21 protein-coding genes are annotated in these 19,272 nt (G+C 70.8%); 11 read left to right on the top strand and 10 right to left on the bottom strand.

All coding sequences use genetic code 11. The features are described 5' to 3' along the window. A partial coding sequence (locus tag KV557_RS23290; protein ID WP_256177822.1) for a transposase occupies positions 1–366 on the bottom strand: 366 nt, incomplete at its 3' end. Between the two features lie 170 nt (positions 367–536). On the opposite strand from KV557_RS23290, the gene KV557_RS23285 reads away from it, so the two are divergent. From KV557_RS23285 to KV557_RS23250, 8 genes are all read left to right on the top strand, one after another. Continuing rightward, positions 537–1,172 carry a GMC family oxidoreductase gene (locus tag KV557_RS23285; protein WP_218203310.1) on the top strand — a complete coding sequence of 212 codons (636 nt, stop codon included), beginning with the start codon at positions 537–539 and terminating at the stop codon, positions 1,170–1,172. Positions 1,173–1,254: 82 nt separating this feature from the next. Beyond that, positions 1,255–2,787 carry a patatin-like phospholipase family protein gene (locus KV557_RS23280; RefSeq protein ID WP_218203308.1) on the top strand — a complete coding sequence of 511 codons (1,533 nt, stop codon included), beginning with the start codon at positions 1,255–1,257 and terminating at the stop codon, positions 2,785–2,787. A 174-nt stretch (positions 2,788–2,961) separates the two neighbouring features. Continuing rightward, positions 2,962–3,051 carry a zinc-binding dehydrogenase gene (locus tag KV557_RS44905; protein WP_218203338.1) on the top strand — a complete coding sequence of 30 codons (90 nt, stop codon included), beginning with the start codon at positions 2,962–2,964 and terminating at the stop codon, positions 3,049–3,051. A 96-nt stretch (positions 3,052–3,147) separates the two neighbouring features. Then, entirely contained in the window at positions 3,148–3,420 is a 273-nt protein-coding gene (locus tag KV557_RS23270) for a MerR family DNA-binding protein (RefSeq protein ID WP_308130028.1), read from the top strand. A gap of 161 nt (positions 3,421–3,581) precedes the next feature. Beyond that, positions 3,582–4,028, top strand: a complete 447-nt coding sequence (locus KV557_RS23265; RefSeq protein WP_218203306.1) for a hypothetical protein — start codon at positions 3,582–3,584, stop codon at positions 4,026–4,028. 137 nt (positions 4,029–4,165) lie between these two features. Then, a complete protein-coding gene (locus tag KV557_RS23260; RefSeq protein ID WP_218203304.1) occupies positions 4,166–5,554 on the top strand; it encodes an MFS transporter in 1,389 nt (462 codons plus the stop codon). 30 nt (positions 5,555–5,584) lie between these two features. After that, entirely contained in the window at positions 5,585–6,316 is a 732-nt protein-coding gene (locus KV557_RS23255; protein WP_218203302.1) for a response regulator transcription factor, read from the top strand. After that, entirely contained in the window at positions 6,313–7,785 is a 1,473-nt protein-coding gene (locus KV557_RS23250; RefSeq protein WP_218203300.1) for a sensor histidine kinase, read from the top strand. The genes KV557_RS23255 and KV557_RS23250 overlap by 4 nt, the downstream gene beginning before the upstream one ends. Here the strand turns inward: KV557_RS23250 and KV557_RS23245 are convergent. From KV557_RS23245 to KV557_RS23235, 3 genes are all read right to left on the bottom strand, one after another. After that, positions 7,764–8,750 (bottom strand): TAXI family TRAP transporter solute-binding subunit, encoded by a 987-nt coding sequence (locus KV557_RS23245; protein WP_218203298.1) that lies wholly within the window; start codon positions 8,748–8,750, stop codon positions 7,764–7,766. The two genes, KV557_RS23250 and KV557_RS23245, sit on opposite strands and share 22 nt — an antisense overlap. 246 nt (positions 8,751–8,996) lie before the next feature. After that, entirely contained in the window at positions 8,997–9,800 is an 804-nt protein-coding gene (locus KV557_RS23240) for a hypothetical protein (RefSeq protein WP_218203296.1), read from the bottom strand. A gap of 66 nt (positions 9,801–9,866) precedes the next feature. Beyond that, positions 9,867–10,373 carry a SigE family RNA polymerase sigma factor gene (locus KV557_RS23235; protein ID WP_218203293.1) on the bottom strand — a complete coding sequence of 169 codons (507 nt, stop codon included), beginning with the start codon at positions 10,371–10,373 and terminating at the stop codon, positions 9,867–9,869. A gap of 216 nt (positions 10,374–10,589) precedes the next feature. Between KV557_RS23235 and KV557_RS23230 the strand changes: the two genes are divergently transcribed. Further along, positions 10,590–10,736: a hypothetical protein gene (locus KV557_RS23230; protein ID WP_218203291.1), complete on the top strand. Its 147-nt coding sequence runs from the start codon at positions 10,590–10,592 to the stop codon at positions 10,734–10,736. A 561-nt stretch (positions 10,737–11,297) separates the two neighbouring features. Here KV557_RS23230 and KV557_RS23225 read toward each other — a convergent pair. Both KV557_RS23225 and KV557_RS23220 read right to left on the bottom strand, forming a co-directional pair. Continuing rightward, on the bottom strand, positions 11,298–11,732 hold the full coding sequence (locus tag KV557_RS23225) for a VOC family protein (protein ID WP_218203288.1): 435 nt from the start codon (positions 11,730–11,732) through the stop codon (positions 11,298–11,300). A gap of 237 nt (positions 11,733–11,969) precedes the next feature. Next, positions 11,970–12,905, bottom strand: a complete 936-nt coding sequence (locus tag KV557_RS23220) for an AraC family transcriptional regulator (protein WP_218203286.1) — start codon at positions 12,903–12,905, stop codon at positions 11,970–11,972. Positions 12,906–12,999: 94 nt separating this feature from the next. Between KV557_RS23220 and KV557_RS23215 the strand changes: the two genes are divergently transcribed. Continuing rightward, positions 13,000–13,923 carry an NADP-dependent oxidoreductase gene (locus KV557_RS23215; protein ID WP_308130027.1) on the top strand — a complete coding sequence of 308 codons (924 nt, stop codon included), beginning with the start codon at positions 13,000–13,002 and terminating at the stop codon, positions 13,921–13,923. Positions 13,924–14,054: 131 nt separating this feature from the next. Here the strand turns inward: KV557_RS23215 and KV557_RS23210 are convergent, their stop codons facing one another. From KV557_RS23210 to KV557_RS23195, 4 genes are all read right to left on the bottom strand, one after another. Continuing rightward, complete coding sequence (locus KV557_RS23210) at positions 14,055–15,893, bottom strand: Nramp family divalent metal transporter (RefSeq protein WP_256177820.1); 1,839 nt, start codon at positions 15,891–15,893, stop codon at positions 14,055–14,057. Further along, positions 15,890–17,188: a magnesium transporter MgtE N-terminal domain-containing protein gene (locus tag KV557_RS23205; protein WP_218203281.1), complete on the bottom strand. Its 1,299-nt coding sequence runs from the start codon at positions 17,186–17,188 to the stop codon at positions 15,890–15,892. Before KV557_RS23205 ends, KV557_RS23210 begins: the two co-directional genes overlap by 4 nt. Before the next feature lie 118 nt (positions 17,189–17,306). After that, entirely contained in the window at positions 17,307–17,768 is a 462-nt protein-coding gene (locus KV557_RS23200) for a hypothetical protein (RefSeq protein ID WP_218203280.1), read from the bottom strand. Positions 17,769–17,841: 73 nt separating this feature from the next. Continuing rightward, a complete protein-coding gene (locus tag KV557_RS23195; RefSeq protein WP_218203278.1) occupies positions 17,842–18,750 on the bottom strand; it encodes an NAD(+)/NADH kinase in 909 nt (302 codons plus the stop codon). Between the two features lie 105 nt (positions 18,751–18,855). On the opposite strand from KV557_RS23195, the gene KV557_RS23190 reads away from it, so the two are divergent. Then, entirely contained in the window at positions 18,856–19,242 is a 387-nt protein-coding gene (locus KV557_RS23190; RefSeq protein WP_218203276.1) for a nuclear transport factor 2 family protein, read from the top strand. Positions 19,243–19,272: the final 30 nt, after the last annotated feature.

The following is a 19,272-nucleotide window of genomic DNA, read 5'->3' as shown; positions in this document are numbered from 1 at the left end:
CTTGGAGATGCCGGTGTCCGCGCCGAGGGCTTTGACCAGGTCGTCGACCGAGCGGGTGGACACGCCCAGCACGTAGGCCTCCATGATGACCGCGTACAGGGCTTGGTCGATGCGGCGCCGGCGCTCGAGCAGGCTGGGGAAGAAGCTGCCGGTGCGGACCTTGGGGATGGCCAGTTCCAGGTCGCCGGCCTGGGTGGTGAGCGTCTTGTCGCGGTGGCCGTTGCGCCAGGTGGTGCGGGCCTCGGTGTGTTCGCCGGGCTCGGCGCCGATCCGGGCGGTGGCCTCGGCCTCGATCAGTTCCTGCAGGATCCGCTGAGCGAGGGTCCTGATCAACTCAATTCCGTCGGCCGTACGCAGTGACTCCATGAGGCGGAGTAAGTCAGACTGGGACAAGGCCATCGCGCACCCCCTGGTGAACTCGCCGTTCTACTCAGAGAGTTGCGCGATGGCTCTCCTATGACCAGGGGTTACTCCAAGATCCTTGCTACACCACTCCACGGGACGCCATCAGTTTCGGTCCGGTCATCACCAGCGCGATGCGGATGCCGGACCGGCTCGACGGCGGGAGCGGACGCGGGTTCTTCATCGAGGACGCCGGCTATCCGGACTTCGTCAACTGGCTGGTGGAGCAGAACGCCCTCACCATGTCGAAGCACGTTCTGCGCTTCCTGCTGCGCAGGGGCTGGTCCCGTCTGAGCCACAGCCCCAGGAGCGAGGTCGGTCGTCAGCTCTCCGGCGTCGTGGGCAAGGGACTGCTCACCGCCACGTCGCTGCCGCTGCTCGGGATGGGGCGGGACGTGCCTAACGGCCGGATGCGGCTGCGGGACGGATACCTGGACCTGGACTGGGACACCGCCGCCTCGGACGCCTATTTCGACCGGGTGAACCGGACCATGCGCGAGTTGTCCTCGACGTTGGGCGGGCGGTACGCCTCCGATCCCCTCTCGTACCTCAACCGGCTGATCACCGTCCACCCGCTCGGCGGGGCCCCGATGGGTCGCAATCGAGAGGAGGGCGTGGTCAATTCCTACGGGGAGGTGTACGGCTGCCCCGGTCTGTCCATCGCCGACGGCTCGATCATGCCGGGGCCGGTGGGTTCGAACCCCTCGCTCACCATTGCCGCGCTGGCCGACCGCTCGGCCGACCGGATCATCGACGGCTTCAGGCGCTGAGCTTCAGGCGCTGAGCTTCAGGCGCTGAGCTTCAGGAGCTGAGCTTTCAGGAGCTGACAGAGACGTTTCCAGGGAGGTGCTCATGACGGATGGCCACGGCACCGATGCCGTCCACCGGGCCCTGATTCTCGCCGGTGGCGGGCTCAAGGTCGCCTTCCAGGCAGGTGTACTCCAGGTCTGGCTCGACGAGGCGGGCCGGCGGTTCGACCATGCGGACGGCGCGAGCGGGGGAGTGTTCAACCTCGCCATGTACTGCCAGGGCATGTCGGGACGGCAGATCGCCGACAACTGGCGCCGTCTGCGCCCGTTGAAGGGTGTCACTCCCAACTGGTCGGAGTACCTCAAGGGGCCGTACGCCGCTTCGCTCTTCACCCTCGACGGATACCGACGGCATGTCTTCCGCTCATGGGGACTCGACTGGGAGAAGATCCGCGCCACCGACCGGGTCGCCACCTTCAATCTCTACGACTTCTCCGCGAACGAGCTGGAGGTCCTGACCGCCGACCAGATGGACGAGGACCGCCTCTGCGCCGCCGTGTCGCTGCCGATGTGGTTTCCTCCGGTCGTCATCGACGGCAGGACGTACATCGATGCCGTCTATGTCACCGATGCGAACATCGGCGAAGCGATCCGCCGGGGTTGCGACGAGCTGTGGATCATCTGGACGGTCAGTCAGCGCCGTCGCTGGTACAACGGCTTTGTTGCGAACTACTTCCAGATCATCGAGACGGTTGCCAACAGTCGACTGCAGGAGTGGCAGCGCCGGATCGAGGCAAGCAACGCCGCCGTCCGCGCGGGCGGACGGGGCGAGTTCGGGCGTTTCATCGAGATCAAGTTGCTGCAGGCCGAGGTCCCGCTGAACTACCTGATCAACTTCAGCCAGGAGCGATTCCGACAGGCCGTGGAACTCGGGGTGCAGACAGCGCGAAGCTGGTGCGTGGCGGAGGCGATACCGCTGTCCGCTCCGGTGGCGAGCCCGCCCGACGATGGCACATGCCTGCGGTTCACGGAGCGCATGACCGGTACGGTCGCATTCGGCGCCGCAGATCCCGGCGCCGGTCCGGCTCCGGGCGACCGACCGGGCGAAGACTTGTCGGTACATCTGACGATCTGCGCCGACGGGCTCGACCGATTCCTCGCATCCCCCCGGCACGAGGCGGTGGTCAGCGGCGAGGTCCACTGTGAGGCGTTGGGCGGTCGGCGTCCGGTGGAATCGGGCACCTTCAACCTCTTCGTCGAAGATTCCGACCCGGAGCATCTGCGGATGCTCTACCGCCTCTTCTTCACCGACCGAGCCGGGCACCCGCTCACTCTCAGCGGCTGCAAGAACGTCAGCGAGGACTCCGGACACGGGCTGTGGGCCGACACGACGACGCTGTACACCAGGATCCTTCGCGGCCATCTGGGTGCCGGTGAGGAGGAGGGCGCCGAGGTAGTGGCCGCTGGAGTGATCCATATTCACCTGCCGGACTTCTTGCGCCAGTTGGCGACCTTCCGCGTGAGGTCGGACACGGCTCTCGACCGACTGGCCGCGCTGGGCAGGTTCGGGCAGTTCTTCGCCGGTCGCCTCTGGGACGTGTATGGCCAGGGGGTCCTGGCGTGGTCACCGATCTGACAGGCCGTCCGACGCAGACAGCGCATCGGTCCTCGCCCCGGAAGGCCGTCCTCGCCCCGGAAGGCGGTCCTCGCCCCTTCAGGTGGTCGACAGCGAGGCGCGGGTCAGCGTGTCGGGGTGAACTCCGGGAGGCGCTCCAGGCTTTCGGTGACCGCCGCGAAGCCGTAGTCGAGCATCCGGCCGCTGGAGGAGGTCGTACAGGCGCACCGGCACATGGAGTCCAACGCGCAGTTCGGCAAGATCGTCGTCACCACGGCCCGCTGAACCGGCCGTCCCCTTCCCGGCCCGCCCGCCCCCACCCCCGTCGGGGGCGGGCGGTGTGTTCTCAAGTCGACTCAGAGGCCGAGCAGTTCGGCGAAGGTGCCGCCCAGGACGCGGTCGCCGGCCGCCGAGCAGGCCGTCCGCCAGATCCGCGCCCTGCTGGCGGCCGGCCTGCCGACCAGGATGATCCAACAGGTCCTGCCCTGCGGTCAGCCGGACGGTCCGCTGCGCGCCTGCCCGGGTGTGCTCACCAAGCTCCGCGCTCAGCTCGCCGAACTCGACTGCCGTGCTGACGAGTTGGAGCAGGCGCGGCAGACCCTGCGGCAGACGATCGCCGCCGCCGAGGCCGCTGGCCTGCCCCTGACGGCCTGAACCGCTGCTCCGCCTTCATCCGGCTGCCCGCAACACCGTCACAGTGTCCTTGATGCGATCGCCCGTGTTCCGCTGACTCGGCGCGATAGGGTCCGTTCCAGAGAGCTGACATGACGATCTGTCATGTCAGGCTGTCCGAACCGGAGGAGGGGACACCGACGATGGCAGACGCCCGAACGCCGGCGGAGCTGTTGGAGTTCTCCGACGACCTCCACTCCGAGGACGTCGGCCCGCTGCGGGCCTTCCTGTCCGCCCGTCTCGGCGAGATCGCTGCCGCGCAGCCCGAGGACAGCGACGTCCGGTTCGTCGCCGAGCGCCTGGCGAGGATCACCGTGTCCGACTGTGTCCATGTGGCGGACCTGCTGGGCGCCTGGGACCAGGTGGTCCTGGAGGGGCGAACCGGGGAGCCCGGGCAGACGCAGAGGCTGCGTCAGGACATTGCCCTGTGGTGGGGGAGGCTGTGCCGGACCGCCGAGCGGTTTCGCCACCATCCGGACCACAACTCCCGGTGGCGCCCGCTGATGTACATGAACCTCGACCACGCGGAGTTCATGGCGAGCCTGTCCGACTCCGCCGGCGGCGTGTACGGGGACGGCGCGCACCCGTGACGGGGCGGCCGTTCGCGGTGGCGGATGCCGCTTCCTTAGCGGAATGTTAGATCTGCGCTGCGGTTCTTGCCGCCGGCCGGGACGCGGCTGCACGCTCTGGGGCACCCACCCGCCGCAGAGAGAATCGTGGAGCCGCCATGTCCCCGTCGTCCGATGTTCGTTCGAACAATGTCCGTTCGAAGTCGCCTGGTGAGGAGCGTGCCAGGCGGAGGCTCGCGCTGGTCGGCGGGTCGCTGGGGAACCTTGTCGAGTGGTACGACTGGTTCGTCTACGCCAGCTTCGCGGTGTACTTCGCCGACGACTTCTTTCCCGGGTCGAATTCCACGGCCAAGTTGATGAACACTGCCGGGATCTTCGCGGTCGGGTTTCTGATGCGGCCGGTCGGCGGCTGGCTGCTCGGGCGGGCCGCCGACCGGCACGGGCGGAAGAGCGCGCTGACGCTGACGGTCGCGATGATGTCGGCAGCGGCCGTCCTGATCGCGATCGCCCCGACGTATGGGCAGGCCGGCTACCTCGGCGCGGTCGTTCTGCTGCTGGCCCGGCTGCTCCAGGGCGCGAGCATCGGCGGGGAGTACGCCGCGAGCGCCACGTACCTGACGGAGGCCTCGGCGCACAACCGTCGCGGGCTCGGGTCCTCGTTCCAGTACGTGTCGATGACGTGCGGCCAGCTGCTCGGCCTCGGCATCCTCATCGTCATGCAGCACACGCTCACCTCCGCGCAACTGCACACCTGGGGCTGGCGGGTCCCGTTCCTGCTCGGCGCCGTGTTCGCGGGCATGGTGCTCTGGCTCCGCCGCCGGTTGCCGGAGACGGACGCCTTCACGTCGGAGACCGCAGCCGACGACCGGGCCGCCGGCGCCCGGGGCACCCTGCGGAGCCTGTGGGAACACCGGCGCCAGGCCTGCCTGGTGATGGCGCTCACCCTCGGCGGCACCGTCGCCTACTACACGTACACGACGTACCTGACCAAGTACCTGATCGGCAGCGCGGGGCTCCCGAAGAACACCGCGACGCTGGTGAGCTTCACGGCCCTCGCGGTGTTCGCCGCGGTGCAGCCCCTCGCCGGGCTGCTCTCCGATCGCATCGGCCGGCGCCCGCTGCTGATCACCTTCGCCGTCGGCTGCACCGTGGGCACGTACCCCCTCATGTCCGCGCTCGGCTCGGCGTCCTCGTACTGGTCCGCGCTCGGGCTGTCCCTGGTGGCCCTGCTGATCGTCACCGGCTACACCTCGATCAACGCGGCCGTGAAGGCGGAGCTGTTCCCCACCCGCATCCGTGCTCTCGGCGTCGCCCTCCCGTACGCCGTGGCCAACGCGCTGTTCGGCGGGACGGCTGAGTACGTGGCGCTGTGGTTCAAGAACAGCGGTCACGAGTCGGGGTTCTTCTGGTACGTGTCCGGCTGCGCCTTGGTGTCGCTGGTCGCCTACGTCCTCATGCCGGACACCCGCCATGCCACGCTGAGCCCGGGCGAGGCCGGTTCCGGCGAGGCCCCGGCGGCACCCGCGGCGGCCGAGGTCGTACGGTAGTCACCTCATGCGCAGGGCGGGGAGGACTTCATGCACATGCTGCTCGTCGAGGACGACGACCGCATGGCCCAGGCCCTCGCCACCGCTCTCGCCCGGCGCGGCCACACCGTGCGCCGGGTCGTCCGCGCCACCGAGGCGCTCCGGCACGCCCGGGAGGCCGAGTTCGTCCTGCTCGACCTCGGCCTGCCCGACCTGGACGGTCTCGACCTGCTGCGCAAGCTGCGCACGGTCTGCGACCTGCCGCTCATCGTCGTCACCGCCCGCAGCGAAGAGCGCGACATCGTGCAGGGTCTGCGGGCGGGCGCCGACGACTACGTGATCAAGCCGTTCCGGATGGCCGAACTCATCGCCCGCATCGATACCGTGCGCCGCCGGTCCGGGCGGCCCGGGTCGTCCGCGCCGTCCGGGCCGTCCGCTTCGGAGAGCGAAGGGCGGCGGGTGCGCACCGGCGACGTCGCGATCGACCTCGCCGGCCGGAGCGTCACCGTCGACGGCGTCCCGGTCCGGCTCACCCGCCGCGAGTTCGACGTCCTCGCGCTGCTCGCCGCCCAGCCCGGCGACGTCCGCTCGCGGGAGGAGATCCTGGACCGCATCTGGGGCGACGCGTTCCTCGGCTCCTCGCGCTCCCTGGACGTCCACGTGGCGGGCATCCGGGCCAAGACCGGGCGCGCCGGCCTCGTCCGCACGATCCGCGGGTACGGCTACCAGCTCGGCGACCTCGCCGCCCAGGGACGTCCGACGGACGAACGGTCCGGCGCATGAGGCGCCGCCTCCTGGCCGTCCTGACCGCCCTGATCGGAACGGCCGTGCTGCTCCTCGCGCTGCCCCTGGCCGACTCCTACGCCCGCGGACGGACCGAACACCTCCTCCTGCAGCGCAGGGCCGACGGCGTACGGTTCGCCGACCTCGCCAACCGGATCCGCACCGACGCCGACCGGCGCGAGCTCGACGCCGAAATCACCCGCTACGCCCAGCTGTACCGGGCCACCGTGACCGTGGTCGACACGGCGGGACGCACCATCGGCCAGGCCGGCCCGGCCCCGGCCGGCGCCACCGCACTCGATGCCACTGCACCCGATGCCACCGCGCTTGATGCCACCGCACGCGACGCCCGCAGCCGCGCCCTCACCGGCCGCTCCACCGAGGCCCTGCCCACGATCCGGCCCTGGGGGCCGGACGCCGTCGTCCTGGCCGAACCGGTCGGCCAGGACGAACGGGTCAACGGCGCCGTCCTGCTGACCGTCCCCACCGAGTCCGCGCGCCACGACGTCCTCGTCCGCTGGGCCCTCATCGCCGCGGTCGCCGTCACGGCGTTCGGCGCCGCCGCACTCGTCGCGGCCGGCCTCGCCCGCTGGCTGCTGCGCCCCGTCGACGAACTGGACCGGGCGGTGGCGAAACTGGCGGGCGGCCGTCTTGAGGCCCGTGCCGTCTCGGACACCGGCCCTCCGGAACTGCGCCAACTGCGGCGGCACTTCAACGGCATGGCGCAGGCCGTGGCCGACTCGCTCCGCCGTCAGCGCGACTTCGTCGCCGACGCGTCCCATCAGCTGCGCAATCCGCTTGCCACCCTGGTGCTGCAACTGGAGAACGCCGAGCCGCACGTGCCCGCGGGGCCGGGTCTGGAGGCACACGCCCTGGCCCTGGACGAGGCGGACCGGCTGGGGGAGTTGCTCGACGGCCTCCTGGCCCTGGCCCGGATCGAGTCGGCCGCGGCGCCCCTGGGGGAGCACGACGTGTCATCGGCCGTGACCGGCCGGGTGGCGGCCTGGGCGCCCGTGTTCCGCGCCGGCGGCCAGGACCTGACGGCGGACATCGCCCCCGGTCTGCGCGCCCTTGCCGTGCCCGATGCGGCCGGACGCATTCTGGACGCGCTGCTCGACAACGCCGGCAAGTTCGTGCCGGCGGGGGAGCACGTTCGGGTGGCGGCCGAGCCCGGCGCCGACGGGACCGTCATCGTCCGGGTGTCCGACACGGGACCCGGGGTGTCTGCCGACCAACTGCCCTTGCTGCTAAGGCGATTCGCCCGGGCACCCGAGCACCAGAACGTCCCCGGCACCGGGCTGGGCCTGGCCATCGCCGACGAACTCGCCCGCGCGTGCGGCGGATCGCTGACCGTGGCCCCGACGATCCCGCACGGTCTGACCGTCCAGTTCCGGCTGCCCGGCGCATCCGTACACCGGACGGGGTTGGCCGTACACCGCCCCGGGACTCAGCCGTACACCGACCGGTAGTACGCCGCGGCCCCCGGGTGGAGCGGCACCGCCCCGGTGGAGATGGCGAACCGGGGCTCCAGCCGGGCCCCCGCCGTCACGGCCTTCAGCAGGGTGGCCCACTGGTCGAAGAGGATCCCGAGCAGCTCGCGCACCGCGTCGTCGGGCACCCCGGGCCGGGCGGTCAGGTAATTGCCGACGCCGACGGTGCCGACCGGGCCCCGCAGGCCGTACGCACCGGCGGGAAGCGTGACCGCCGTGTACACGGGGCCGTACCGCTCGCGCAGGGTCCCGGCGACCGCGTCCATCGGCACGAACCGCACCGGCAGTTCCTGCGCCAGACCGTCCACGGCGGGTGTGGGCACGCCGCCGGACCAGAACACCGCGTCCAGACCGCCCGCGCGCAGGGCGGCCAACGACTCGGCCAGCCCGAGCGCCACCTCCTGCACCGGCGCGGGGCCACCGGTGAGGGCCGCCTGCTGGAGCAGCCGCTTCGCCGTCACCTGCAGCCCGGACCCCACCGCGCCGGTCGCGACGCGTCGGCCGGCGAGATCCGCAAGCTCACGCACCGGCCCGTTCGCGGGCACGATCAGGTGTATGTAGTTCACGTAGACCCGCGCCAGCGCCGTCAGTCCGAGCGGCCGGGCGAACGTGTCCCGGCCCAGCACCGCGTCCTCGGCCACGTCCGCCGTGACCAGCGCCAGATCGACCGACCCGTCGCCGAGCTGCCGCAGGTTGTCCACACTCGCCGCAGTGCTCACCGGGGCCACAGTCAGCCGCCGGCTGCCGGCCGCCACAGCCTCCGCGAACGACCGCCCGAAGGCGTTGTACGGCCCACCCTCGGGCCCGGTAGCCAACCGCAGCGCCCGCCGCGCCCCCTCCCCACCGGAGCACCCCACAGCAACAGCCGCGACCCCACCCAGCACTGCCCGCCGCCCCGGACGTGCCGCCAGCACCCGTCCGGCGGCTGAGGTCTCACGGCTCATGCCGGGAAGGTTAACGCCTGACCGCCCGCCCCCGTCAGGTCGCTGTGCAGTCCGGCGCGCTGCTCGGCCCCAGTGGTTGGGGTGCGGGCGGCCGAATGACGTGACGAAGGCGTGGGTGGACGCCGGTTCAAGAACGCCGTCACCGAGCACGGACGTCGCCTGGGCATCGACGTCGAGATCGTCCAACGCGATTCAGGGACACGAGGATTCACTGGGTTCTGCCTCCATTTTCGGCAAGGCAACGGGTCAGCCGACGGCACCGAGGATCGGCGCCCAGGTGGCACCGGTGAGTGCGGCCACCACCTGCTGCTCGGAGAGCGGGGGAGCGGCACGGGTCGGCTTTGGTGTGTCGGAGCCACTGCCGCCGCCGCTGCTGTTCCACTCCACCAGCTGAAGCTGCGCGCCGGTCGACTTCAGGGTCACCGTCACCGTCCAGCGGCGGGCGGTGTCGGCACGAGCCGGGTGTTCGGCCGCGTTCTGCTCCGACATCACCACGGCCCCGCCGGGAATCTCGGCACTGCTCGGCAGCTCGCTCAGCGTGCAGGTGTCACCTGCGGCACGCGCGGGCGTCCGCTCGCAACTCAGCCCGTCGCCGTCCCTGAGCGGCAGCTTGAGCCGCACGGCCGAGACACCGACCATAGCGGCGCCGTGCCCGTCGTCGACGACCAGTTCACCGTTGGCGACGTACCCGCCGGACGGATCCGAGGGGTTGTTGCTCTGCCCGGTCTCCTGGCTGAACCGGCTCCCGGGGAACGTCATCTCCAGGGCCTGGATCATCTGGGTGCCGGTGATCGCAGAACGGGGCATCGCCAACGCCACCGACTCCATGTCGGATCCTGCGGAGTGGGTCCCGGCCAGCGTGCCGGGGATCACCAGGCCGGCTGCTGCGATCACGGCGCAGGCGCCGACCCCGGCGATGACGCCGGCGCTGCGCCGACGCCGACGGCTCCGCCCGCGCTCGACGGCTCCGCTCAGGAGCGTGGTGAGATCGGGTTCGAGGGAGTCGGTCGTGCGGTCCAGGGCATGTGCGAGGTCTGCTTCGAACGGCATGCTGACGTCACCTTTTCTGTCACTGATGGGGGCTTTGCGGCGGTTTTGACCTGCGTGCACCGGTGCTCAGTGCGGAACCAGGTCGGACAGGCTGTCGCCGAGCAACGCACGCACCCTGCCGAGTGCACGGGTGCCCTGGGAGCGAACCGCACTGCTGCTCAGCCTGAGCATCCGGGCGGTCTCCTCGATGCTGCGGTCCTCCCAGTAGCGCAGCAGCAGCACCGCCCGGTCGCGGGGCGGCAGTTGGCCGAGCGCGTCCAGCAGGGTGAGCCGCAGCGCAGTGTCCGGGCCGGACGCCGCGCTGTCGGGCATGTTCCCGATGGGGCGCTCGCCGGTGCTTCGCCGACGCCGCAGGCTGAGGAAGGTGCGGACCAGAACCGTCTGGGCGTAGGCCGCCGGGCTGTCCGCACGGGCCACCCGCTTCCAGTGCACGTACACCCGGCTGAGGGTCTCCTGGACCAGGTCCTCGGCAAGATGCGTGTCGCCGGCCGCGAGCACGTACGCCGAGCGGTACAGCGCCTTCGCCCTCGCGGCCACGAACTCCAGGTACTCGTCCTCCTGTGCTGATTTCACTCGGTCCCCGCCTGTTCCCTTGTCCTGTGATCCCCGTGCATACCCCTCATGACTACGTGAGACGTCAGGATGTCGCGCGGGCAGGACACCTTCTCTTCCACCGCTGCCGCGTCAACAGCGCTCTGCGCGGGCCGGAGGCACGACGCCCGGCCCGGTGAGGGCCGACTGGGGCGCGTTGTCGATACCTCTCAAGCCTTCGCCGACACGGGCCGGTCGATGCGGGCCCGGGACCTGTGCGAGGGCCTCGACCTGCCCATCCTGCCGAAGAACACCGAGGGCATCCGCTTCAAGCTCAAGCGCGTGGTCAGCCGGGGGATCCACATCGAGCCCGGACCCGGCTCGTTCGCCCAGCCCCACCCATAGCGTCGGCTACGCACCCGCGGCTGGGACACCCCGCCGGCCAAGGGCTTCGAAGGCGGCGTCGGGATCTCCGGCGGCCAGTGGCAGCGCGTCGCCCTCGCCCGGCTACGCCTGCGGGTCACCACCCCCGGACCGGACGGCTGCCTGCCGCACCTGATCGTGGTCGACGAGCCGACCAGCGCGATGGATATCTACAGCTCCTGCAGTCCGGCAGGGAAGTGAGTCCTCGGCCCTGACCGGCTGCCTTGTAGTCGGTATCCGAGAGCTGCAGGGACGTTGGATATGTTCGTGATCACGATGGGTGGGTATCGCGCCGAGAGGGCGCTGGGGCCGACAGATGGGTCCACAGCCTGGGTCATTGTGGATGACGGCTACTCGCTGCACGAGGAGTCGTGCGCGTTCTTGGCGGGGCTGCGGGCGCGGGGCCGGTCATCGAATACCGAGCGGGTGTACGCAGGTCGCGTGGCGGTGTACCTCTCCTGGTGCGAGGCCAGTGGCGTGGACTGGGCTCGCCCGGGGCTGCTTGGCCCATGGGGACAGAACGAGGACAAGCTCGCCGGCCCCTCAGTCGAGACAGAACTCGTTGCCCTCGATGTCCTGCATCACGATGCACGACTCATTTACGCCATCGGCACGCAGTAGTCGCACGCGTACCGCGCTGAGCGCGACCAGTCGTGCGCACTCGGCCTCGAGTGCGGCGAGGCGCTCTTCACCCACGAGCCCGGTGCCGACCCGCACGTCAAGATGCAGCCGATTCTTGACGACCTTGCCTTCGGGAACGCGCTGGAAGTACAGTCGCGGGCCCACACCTGAGGGATCACTGCAGGCGAACGCTGAACCCTGACGCTCAGGCGGCAGAGAGCGATCGAAATCGTCCCACGTAGCAAACCCCTCCGGTGGCGGCGGTACGACGTACCCCAACACCTCGCACCAGAAGCGAGCGACGCGCTCAGGTTCTGCGCAGTCGAAGGTGACCTGGAACTGCCTGATCGATGCCATCGGCCCTCCATAACGCGTGCTGTTCACCGCGACCCGGATGTCATCGCCGCGTGGAGAGCAGAGGCGCCACCAGGGATGCATTGATGTCCACCTCGTCGTCGTGCGACTCGGTGATCTCGGTCACGGCGGACGAGCCTGCCACATGGTCACCCGAGGCTCAACCAGTTTCCACCTGCTGACCGGGATCGTGCCTGACGTGCCTGAGGGCAGCCGTGCCATCCGACGTGGACAGATACTTCAGCTCCTCCGCCGGTACGTGCCGGGTGCTGCCCCGTGCGTGCGCTTGAACGCGTTGGCGAAGGCGAACTCGGATGTGTAGCCCACCTTGGCGGCGATGGATCTCAACGGTGCGTCCGATGTCCGCAGCAGGCGCGCTGCCGTCGTCATTCGCCACCAGGTCAGGTAGCCGAGGGGCGGTTGGCCGATCAGCGACCTGAAGCGTTTCGCGAATGTTGCCCGGGAAAGCCCCGCCTCCGCAGCGAGTCTCGCCACCGTCCATGGGGCTGACGGGTTCCGGTGGATCGCGTGGAGGGCGGCGGATACCGGCGGGTCGTTCAGTGCGGCGGCCCAGCCGACTGTGCCGCCCCGGGAGGCTTGTTCGTTGAACCAGATGCGAAGGATGTACAGCAGCAACGTGTCCAGGAGCGCGGGGACGGCCGCGTCCGTTCCCAGCCGCGGGGCCTCCACCTCGGCGGCCAGGAGCTTCACGGCCGAGCACAACTCGGGACGGCGGTCTGCGTGTGCCGGCAAGTGGATTATGTCCGGCAGGGTCAGCAGGAGCGGGTGAGTACGGGACGGGTCCAGCTGGTACGCCCCGCAGAGCACCACGGTGACCGGACCGCTCTGCCCGCTCCGGTCGACGCTGTCCGACGCGTAGGACGCGGACAGCCTGGGGTCACCGGAGCCGCAGGCAGGGCTCGTCACCAGGGTTTCAGGGCTGTCGGCCAGGATGTGCCCAGTGCCGTGGGGCAGGAACACCACGTCCCCGACGTCCAGTTGGACGGGCTCGGTGTCCGGGCGCAGGAGCCAGCAGGAACCCTGCAGGATCACCTGAAAGCCCGCCGACCCCGGCACCGAGGCGAACTCCTGTCCCCACGGGGCATGCCACCGCACGTGCGCTGATCGGGGTCGGCCGGTCCGCGTCACCGCGATCACGTCACTGAGTACATCCATGCGGTGAGATTAGGGTGTGAGACGGGTGCGTATGAACTGGGCACTCCGGCGTATGGATCGTCTCCACGCGTGGTCATAGATTCGCGGCATGACAATGAAGACCGCACGCATCCATGGATATGGCGATGCGTCAGTGATTCGCCACGACGACGTTCCCCGCCCTCGACCCGCCTCCGGCGAGGTGCTCATCCGCGTTGCCGCGACCTCGTTCAATCCCACCGAGGCCGCGCTGCGTGCCGGGCTGCTGCAGACGTTCTTCCCCGTGGACCTGCCCTACACGCTCGGCTGGGACGTCGCCGGGACGGTCGCCGAGATGGGCGCGGGGACGGAGGGGTTCACCGTCGGCGACCGGGTGATCGGGCGGCTCGACAGCGCTGGTGCGGCTGCCGAGTACGTACGGGCGCCCGTTGCCATGCTCGTCGCGGCGCCGGCCTCCATCCCCCTCGCGAACGCGGCGGCTCTTCCCGTGGCCGGTTTGACGGCGTGGCAAGCGGTGTTCGAGCACGGGAAGGTAGCCGCCGGTCAGCGGGTGCTGGTCATCGGTGCGGGCGGAGGCGTCGGCGGCTTCGTGACGCAGCTCGCCAAGCACGCCGGAGCCGAGGTGACCGCCACGGCCGGCGCCCGCAGCACCGACGCGGTCCGCAGGCACGGGGCGGACCGGGTGGTCGACTACACGGCCGGGCCGGTAGGCGCCGCGCTCGACGGGCAGGTGGACACTCTGCTCAATCTGGTCCCGCTGAGCCCGCCGGACGCTGCGGCTCTGGCGCCCCTCGTGAGGTCGGGCGGGCGGATCGTCTCGATCGCCACCCCCATCGAGCCGCCTGCCGACGCCGGTGTGACCGCGATGCACATGGTGGCCCGCAACGATGTGGCGCATCTGGCGGCGCTCGTGGAACTCGTCGACGCGGGCACGCTCACCATCGACATCAGCGACTCACGTCCACTGGCCGACCTCGCCGACGTCCACCGCCTCAGCGAGGCCGGCCGGACCCGAGGCAAGGTCATCATCATTCCCTGAGCCCCGATGTCCGGTGTGCAGCACCCGATTGCCCTGGCGCGGCGCTCGGCCGGTGGTGCGCCAGGCCGGCCGGAAACGGCCATGGCCGTGCGGGCACAGCCATGGGCGGGCCGGCGAGTGCCGGACCGAGCTCACCCTCCGCCGAGGCGGATGGCTTTGACCAGCAGCAGGATGGCGCTGAGGACGAGGTAGCCGCGCAGGGCGAGCATGCCGAGCCGTAGTCCTGGTGACCATTGGACGGGCTTGAGCAGGGCCAGCGGGGGCATGCGCCAGGCGAGCTTCTCGGCGGTCGGCATCGCGGGCGCCGGAGCCCGGGCCGGGGCGCCGGAGCGTGTGCGGGCGATCCTCAGTCCGGCGGCCGCCGTGCCGAGCGCGACGACCAGGATGACGGCGAGCCAGCCGGACAGGGCCTTGACGTCGATGTGCGGGAACAGGGTGGCGGTCATCAGGGTTGCGGAGAGCAGGAGCAGGACGGCGATGATGAGGGTGGCGAGGAGGTTGAGCCAGCGGGGGTTGACCCAGGGGCCGAGGACTTCGGGGTCGTTGCAGAGGAGGAGCAGGAAGACGCTGGCGGACGGCAGGAGGAGTCCGGCGAGGGCCTGGACGGCTTCGGTGATGACGCCCAGCGGGGCGCCGGGGATGAGGACGATGGCGGCGGCGAGCAGCACCATCACGCTGTAGGAGGCGTAGAACGTCTTCGCCTCGCCGAAACCGCGGTGCAGTGAGTGCCTCAGGTTGAACACGTCGCCGAAGGCGTAGCTGGTGGCGAGGGTGACGGCGGCGGCGCCGATGATGCTGGCGTCCATGAGGACGATGGCGAACATGACCCCGAGCGCGCGGCTGTGCTGTTCGAGGGCGTGGGCGACACCGGCGGCGTCCGTGAAGTGGCCTTCGAAGCCGGTGCCGCGGGCGGCGTAGGCGGCGATCATGACGAGGGCGGCCGCTCCGACGACGACGACGATCGAGCCGATGACAGTGTCCGCGCGCTCGTAGCCGATGAAGCGCGGGGTGATGCGTTTGTCGATGACGTTGGACTGCTGGAAGAAGAGCTGCCAGGGGGCCACGGTGGTGCCGACGATGGCGATGATCAGCAGGACCGCGTCGCTCGTGATGCCGCCCTGGATGCCGGGGACGACGAAGTGGTGTGCGGCCCGGCCCCACTTGGGCCCGGACAGCAGGGTGAGCGGGACGAGCAGCAGGCTGACGGCGATGAGGGCGAACATGGCGCGTTCCCAGCGGCGGAAGGAACCGCTGGCGGTGACGGCGATCAGGAGAAGGGCGGCGAGCGGCACCACCCAGTACTTGGAGGCGCCGAGGTACTCGGCGGCCAGCGAGATGCCGATGAACTCGGTGACGATGGTGAGGAAGTTGAGGACGAACAGGTCCCCGACGCTGAACCAGCCCCAGAACCTGCCGAAGCGTTCGTTGATCAGACGGGCGTGGCCGACGCCGGTTACAGCGCCGAGGCGCACCACCATCTCCTGGTTGACGATCAGGACCGGGACGAGCAGCAGCAGGACCCAGAGCAGGGAGTAGCCGTAGTTCTGGCCGGCCTGGGCGTAGGTGGCGACCCCGCCGGCGTCGTTGTCGCCGACCATGACGATGATGCCGGGGCCGACGATGGCCAGCAGGGTGAGCATGCGGGTCTTGAGGCCCGGGCGTTCCTCGGCGTGGTCGCGGGGGATCCGGCCGAACGCGCCTTCGATGTCGCCGAGGTGGGCCTCGTCCAGGACCGCGCTGGGGCGTGGGGCGTCCGGCTTCCTGGGGGTCGGCTTGGGTGGCGCGGGGGTCGGCTTGGCGGGGGCGGGCGCAGGCGCGGGAGGGGTCGGTTTCGCCTGTGCGGCGGGGTGTGCGTCCTCGCGCTTCGACGGGGGTTGGGCGGGGCCCTCCGCGGGGCTCTTCGCGGGTGCGGGCGTCGGGGCGGGCGTGGGCCGGTCGTCGCGACCCGGAGGATTCTGCGGGGCCGTCATCCGTCGAGGTCCGTGCCGTTCGTGGCCTCGCCCGGGGCGTCGTCCGTCCGGTGGGCGGGGTGCGGGGCGGGCTCGCGCCGGCGCCAGTCCTCGGGGATGACGGTTTCCAGGATGTCGTCGACGGTGATGACGCCGAGGATCCGGTCCCGGTGGTCGACGACGGGCACGGTGAGGAGGTTGTAGTCGGTCATCAGCAGGGCGACGTCCTCGACGTCGGTGTCCGGGAGCACCCGGACCGGTTCGGTGGCCATGACCTGGTCCATACGGGCGTCCGGGGCGGCCTGGAGCAGCGTGACCAGGGTCGCGGTGCCGATCAGCCGGCTTCCGTCCCGGACGACGTGGACGCTGGTGAGGGCCTCGGGCTGGAGGGTCCGGGCCGCCCGGACGAGGCCGAGCACCTCGGCGACGGTGGCGTCCGGGAGTGCGGTGAGAATGTCGAGGGCCATCAGACCGCCGGCGCTGGAGGGGTTGAAGCCCATCAGGGTGAGGACCTTGGCGCGCTGGCCGGCCGGCAGGGCGTTGAGCACCGGCTGGCGGCGGTTCTGCGGGAGGTCGTTGATCGCGTCGGCGGCGTCGTCCGCACGCATCCGGTTCAGCACCTCGGCGATCTCGCGGTCGCTCTTCTCCGCGAGCAGGCGCGTCTGCGAGTCGGGTTCCAACTCCTCGAAGACGTCCGCCTCCAGCTCGGGATCGGCGTGGACGGTCTGCAGGATCTCGTGCGACTCGGTGCGGTTGGCGTCCTCCAGCAGGTCCGCCAGGTCGGCCGGCTTGAGCCGGGCCAGACGCCCGAACGGGCCGCGCACGCGCGCTGATTGGGCGTGGCCGATGAGCGGTTCGAAGGACTTCCAGTCCCGCCACTGCGGCCGGCTCTCACCAGTGAGGAAGCCGAACGGGCGGGGGCGGTGTGCGTGGGTGTCCAGGCGATCGACCACCCAGCCGTCGGGGCGCTGACGCAACTCCAGATCGTGCGCCCGGACGAGCTCCGCGTCGGCGACGTCGATCACCCGGTGCCCGAGGACGTCGGCGCGCAACAGGACCTCCCCTTCACGCCGTTCGAAGGGGCGCAGGTCCACAAGCTCGCTCGTGAGCCGGATCTGCTCGCTGTCGAAGGCCGCGACCTGCTCGATGGACAGGAAGACCTCGCGCTTTCCGAGCCGCACGACCAGCCCGGCCACCAAGGGGTAGTCGCGCCCACGCAGGCGGACGATCACATCGGACAGGCGGCCCACGACCGCCCCGGTGCGCCCCACCAGTGGGCGGCGCAGCAATTGGGAGAGAGACACGACACGGTCCACGCGACGACGCTAGCCAGGCTCCGGCGGTGGGCCGTGGGACGCACCGCGTCGCGGGCGGCACCCGGCTCGAATGGCCCAGCGTGTTCCTGCCGGGGCGGGGGTCAGCCGGGGCGGGACGTCAGGAGTGCGGCAGCCCGCTGCGCCGGTGGGCCTGCTCGACGAGCTTGCGGGCGAGGTCGCCGGTCAGGCCGAGGTGGCGTTCGAGCCAGACGGCTTCGTGACCGTGCGTGGCGAACACCCACGCGGTGTAGAGGCGGTTCATGGACGGCGGGTCGGTCGCCGGCAGGAGGGGGCGAAGCGCTTCCTCGGGGAAGTCCCCGATGTCCGCCGTGGTGAACCAGGCTTCCGCCGTGTTGCGGTCGAGCTGCTGGGAGTGGCGGCGGGAACGGGCACGGCGTGCGAAGGCCGCCACCACCAGAAGGCCGAGGACGGCGGCCGCTGCTCCGCCCAGCGCCGCACCGACGACGGGCCGGGCCCCGGCGGGCGACAGGCCGATGGCGGCGATGGACGTGGCGGCCACGACGGCGGCGGTGAGCGCCGCCATGCCCTCGCCGGTCCGCAGGTGGGGTGTCGCTCGCATCCGGACCACCTTCCCTCTCGTCCATTGTGGTGCGGCCACCCGGGCCGTCCGACCCCGCCGCACGAGGCCCTGGTCAGTCGTGTTCCGCCGAGCCGGTGAGGCGGAGTTTGCGCTGGGCCCGCTGGTAGAAGGTGGTGTGGCCGAGCCGTACGACGCGCGAGGCGGCCGGCAGCATCGTCACGTCGACGACGTCGCCCGGAGAGACGTGGCCGACGAGGATGCCGTCGGCCTCGACGGCGAGGTCACCGCTGTGCGGCAGGACTTCCAGCGTGAGCCGTTCCCCGCTGGAGAGGAAGACCGAGCGGTTGAACGTGGCGTGCGGCGCCACGGGCGTGATCAGCAGCCCTTCGGCGTTGGGGGAGACGATCGGGCCGCCGGCGGAGAAGCTGTAGGCGGTGGAACCGGTCGGCGTGGCGACCACGACCGCGTCGGCGGTGTACGCCACGAAGGGCTGCTCCTGGACCCGTACGGCGACGGCCGCGGACCTGTGCCCGGGGCTGCGCAGGAGGACGATGTCGTTGAGCGCCAGCTCCCGGGCCGCCCCGAACCGGGCCCGGACGCCGGAGCGGGGCTCCACGGTGAAGCGGCGGCCGTCGATGGCGTCGAGTGCGGCGGGGAGCTCGGGGATGTCGACGTCGGCGAGGAATCCGAGGCGTCCGACGTTGACGCCCAGGACGGGCGCGTGGCCGCCGGCCGCGAGCCGCATCGCGCGCAGCATGGTGCCGTCCCCGCCCAGGCTGATCAGCAGATCGGCGCTCGCGGCCATCTCGTCGGCCTCGACCGGGATGGCCTCGCAGCCGATCCGTGCCACCTCCGGCGCCAGCCCCAGCACCTTCGCGTCCCGGGCCCGGCTCCAGCTGACCACGGCGTCGACGGTGGGCGCGCTGGTGCGTTCGGGGTGGAGCACCAGCCCCACCGTGCCGATGAATCCCATCCGGAGCACCTCGATGTCGGTCGGGCCGCTGTTGCTCTTCCCAGTCACGCACAGCCGATCACGACCTTCAAGCTCTATCCTGCTTCGGGCGGACTGCTCCTTACTGGCGCACGTGCCCGACATGCCCCGCCTCACTCGCAGAGAGGGAACACCGTGTCCGACTCCCCGCAGATCGCCACCGTCCGCCGCTTCTACGACGCCAGGGGCGACCTGGACGTCATCCGGTCCGTGGTGGCCGAGGACGCCCGCTGGGACGTGGCCGAGGGCTTCCCCAACGGGGGCGTCTACGACGGCCTGGACCGCATCGTCGGCGACTTCTTCCCTTTCCTCGCGGACTTCCGGGACTTCCAGTGCATCGGCGACGCGTACTTCGAGGACGGCGACCACGTCATCGTCCTCGGCCGCTACGCCGGCGTCACCACCGGTGGCAGGGCGGTGACTTCACGGTTCGCCCACTTCTTCACGCTGCGGGACGGCAAGATCACCCAGCTGCGGCAGACCTCCGACACCCTGCCCATCGCCCGTGCCCTGGATCGCTGACGCCTCAGCAGAACTGCTCGCGGAGGCGGC

The organism is Kitasatospora aureofaciens (genome assembly GCF_019192735.1).
Lineage (GTDB): Bacteria > Actinomycetota > Actinomycetes > Streptomycetales > Streptomycetaceae > Kitasatospora > Kitasatospora aureofaciens_A.
Note: the sequence above shows the minus strand (reverse complement) of the source record. Positions and strands in the feature narration are given on the sequence as shown.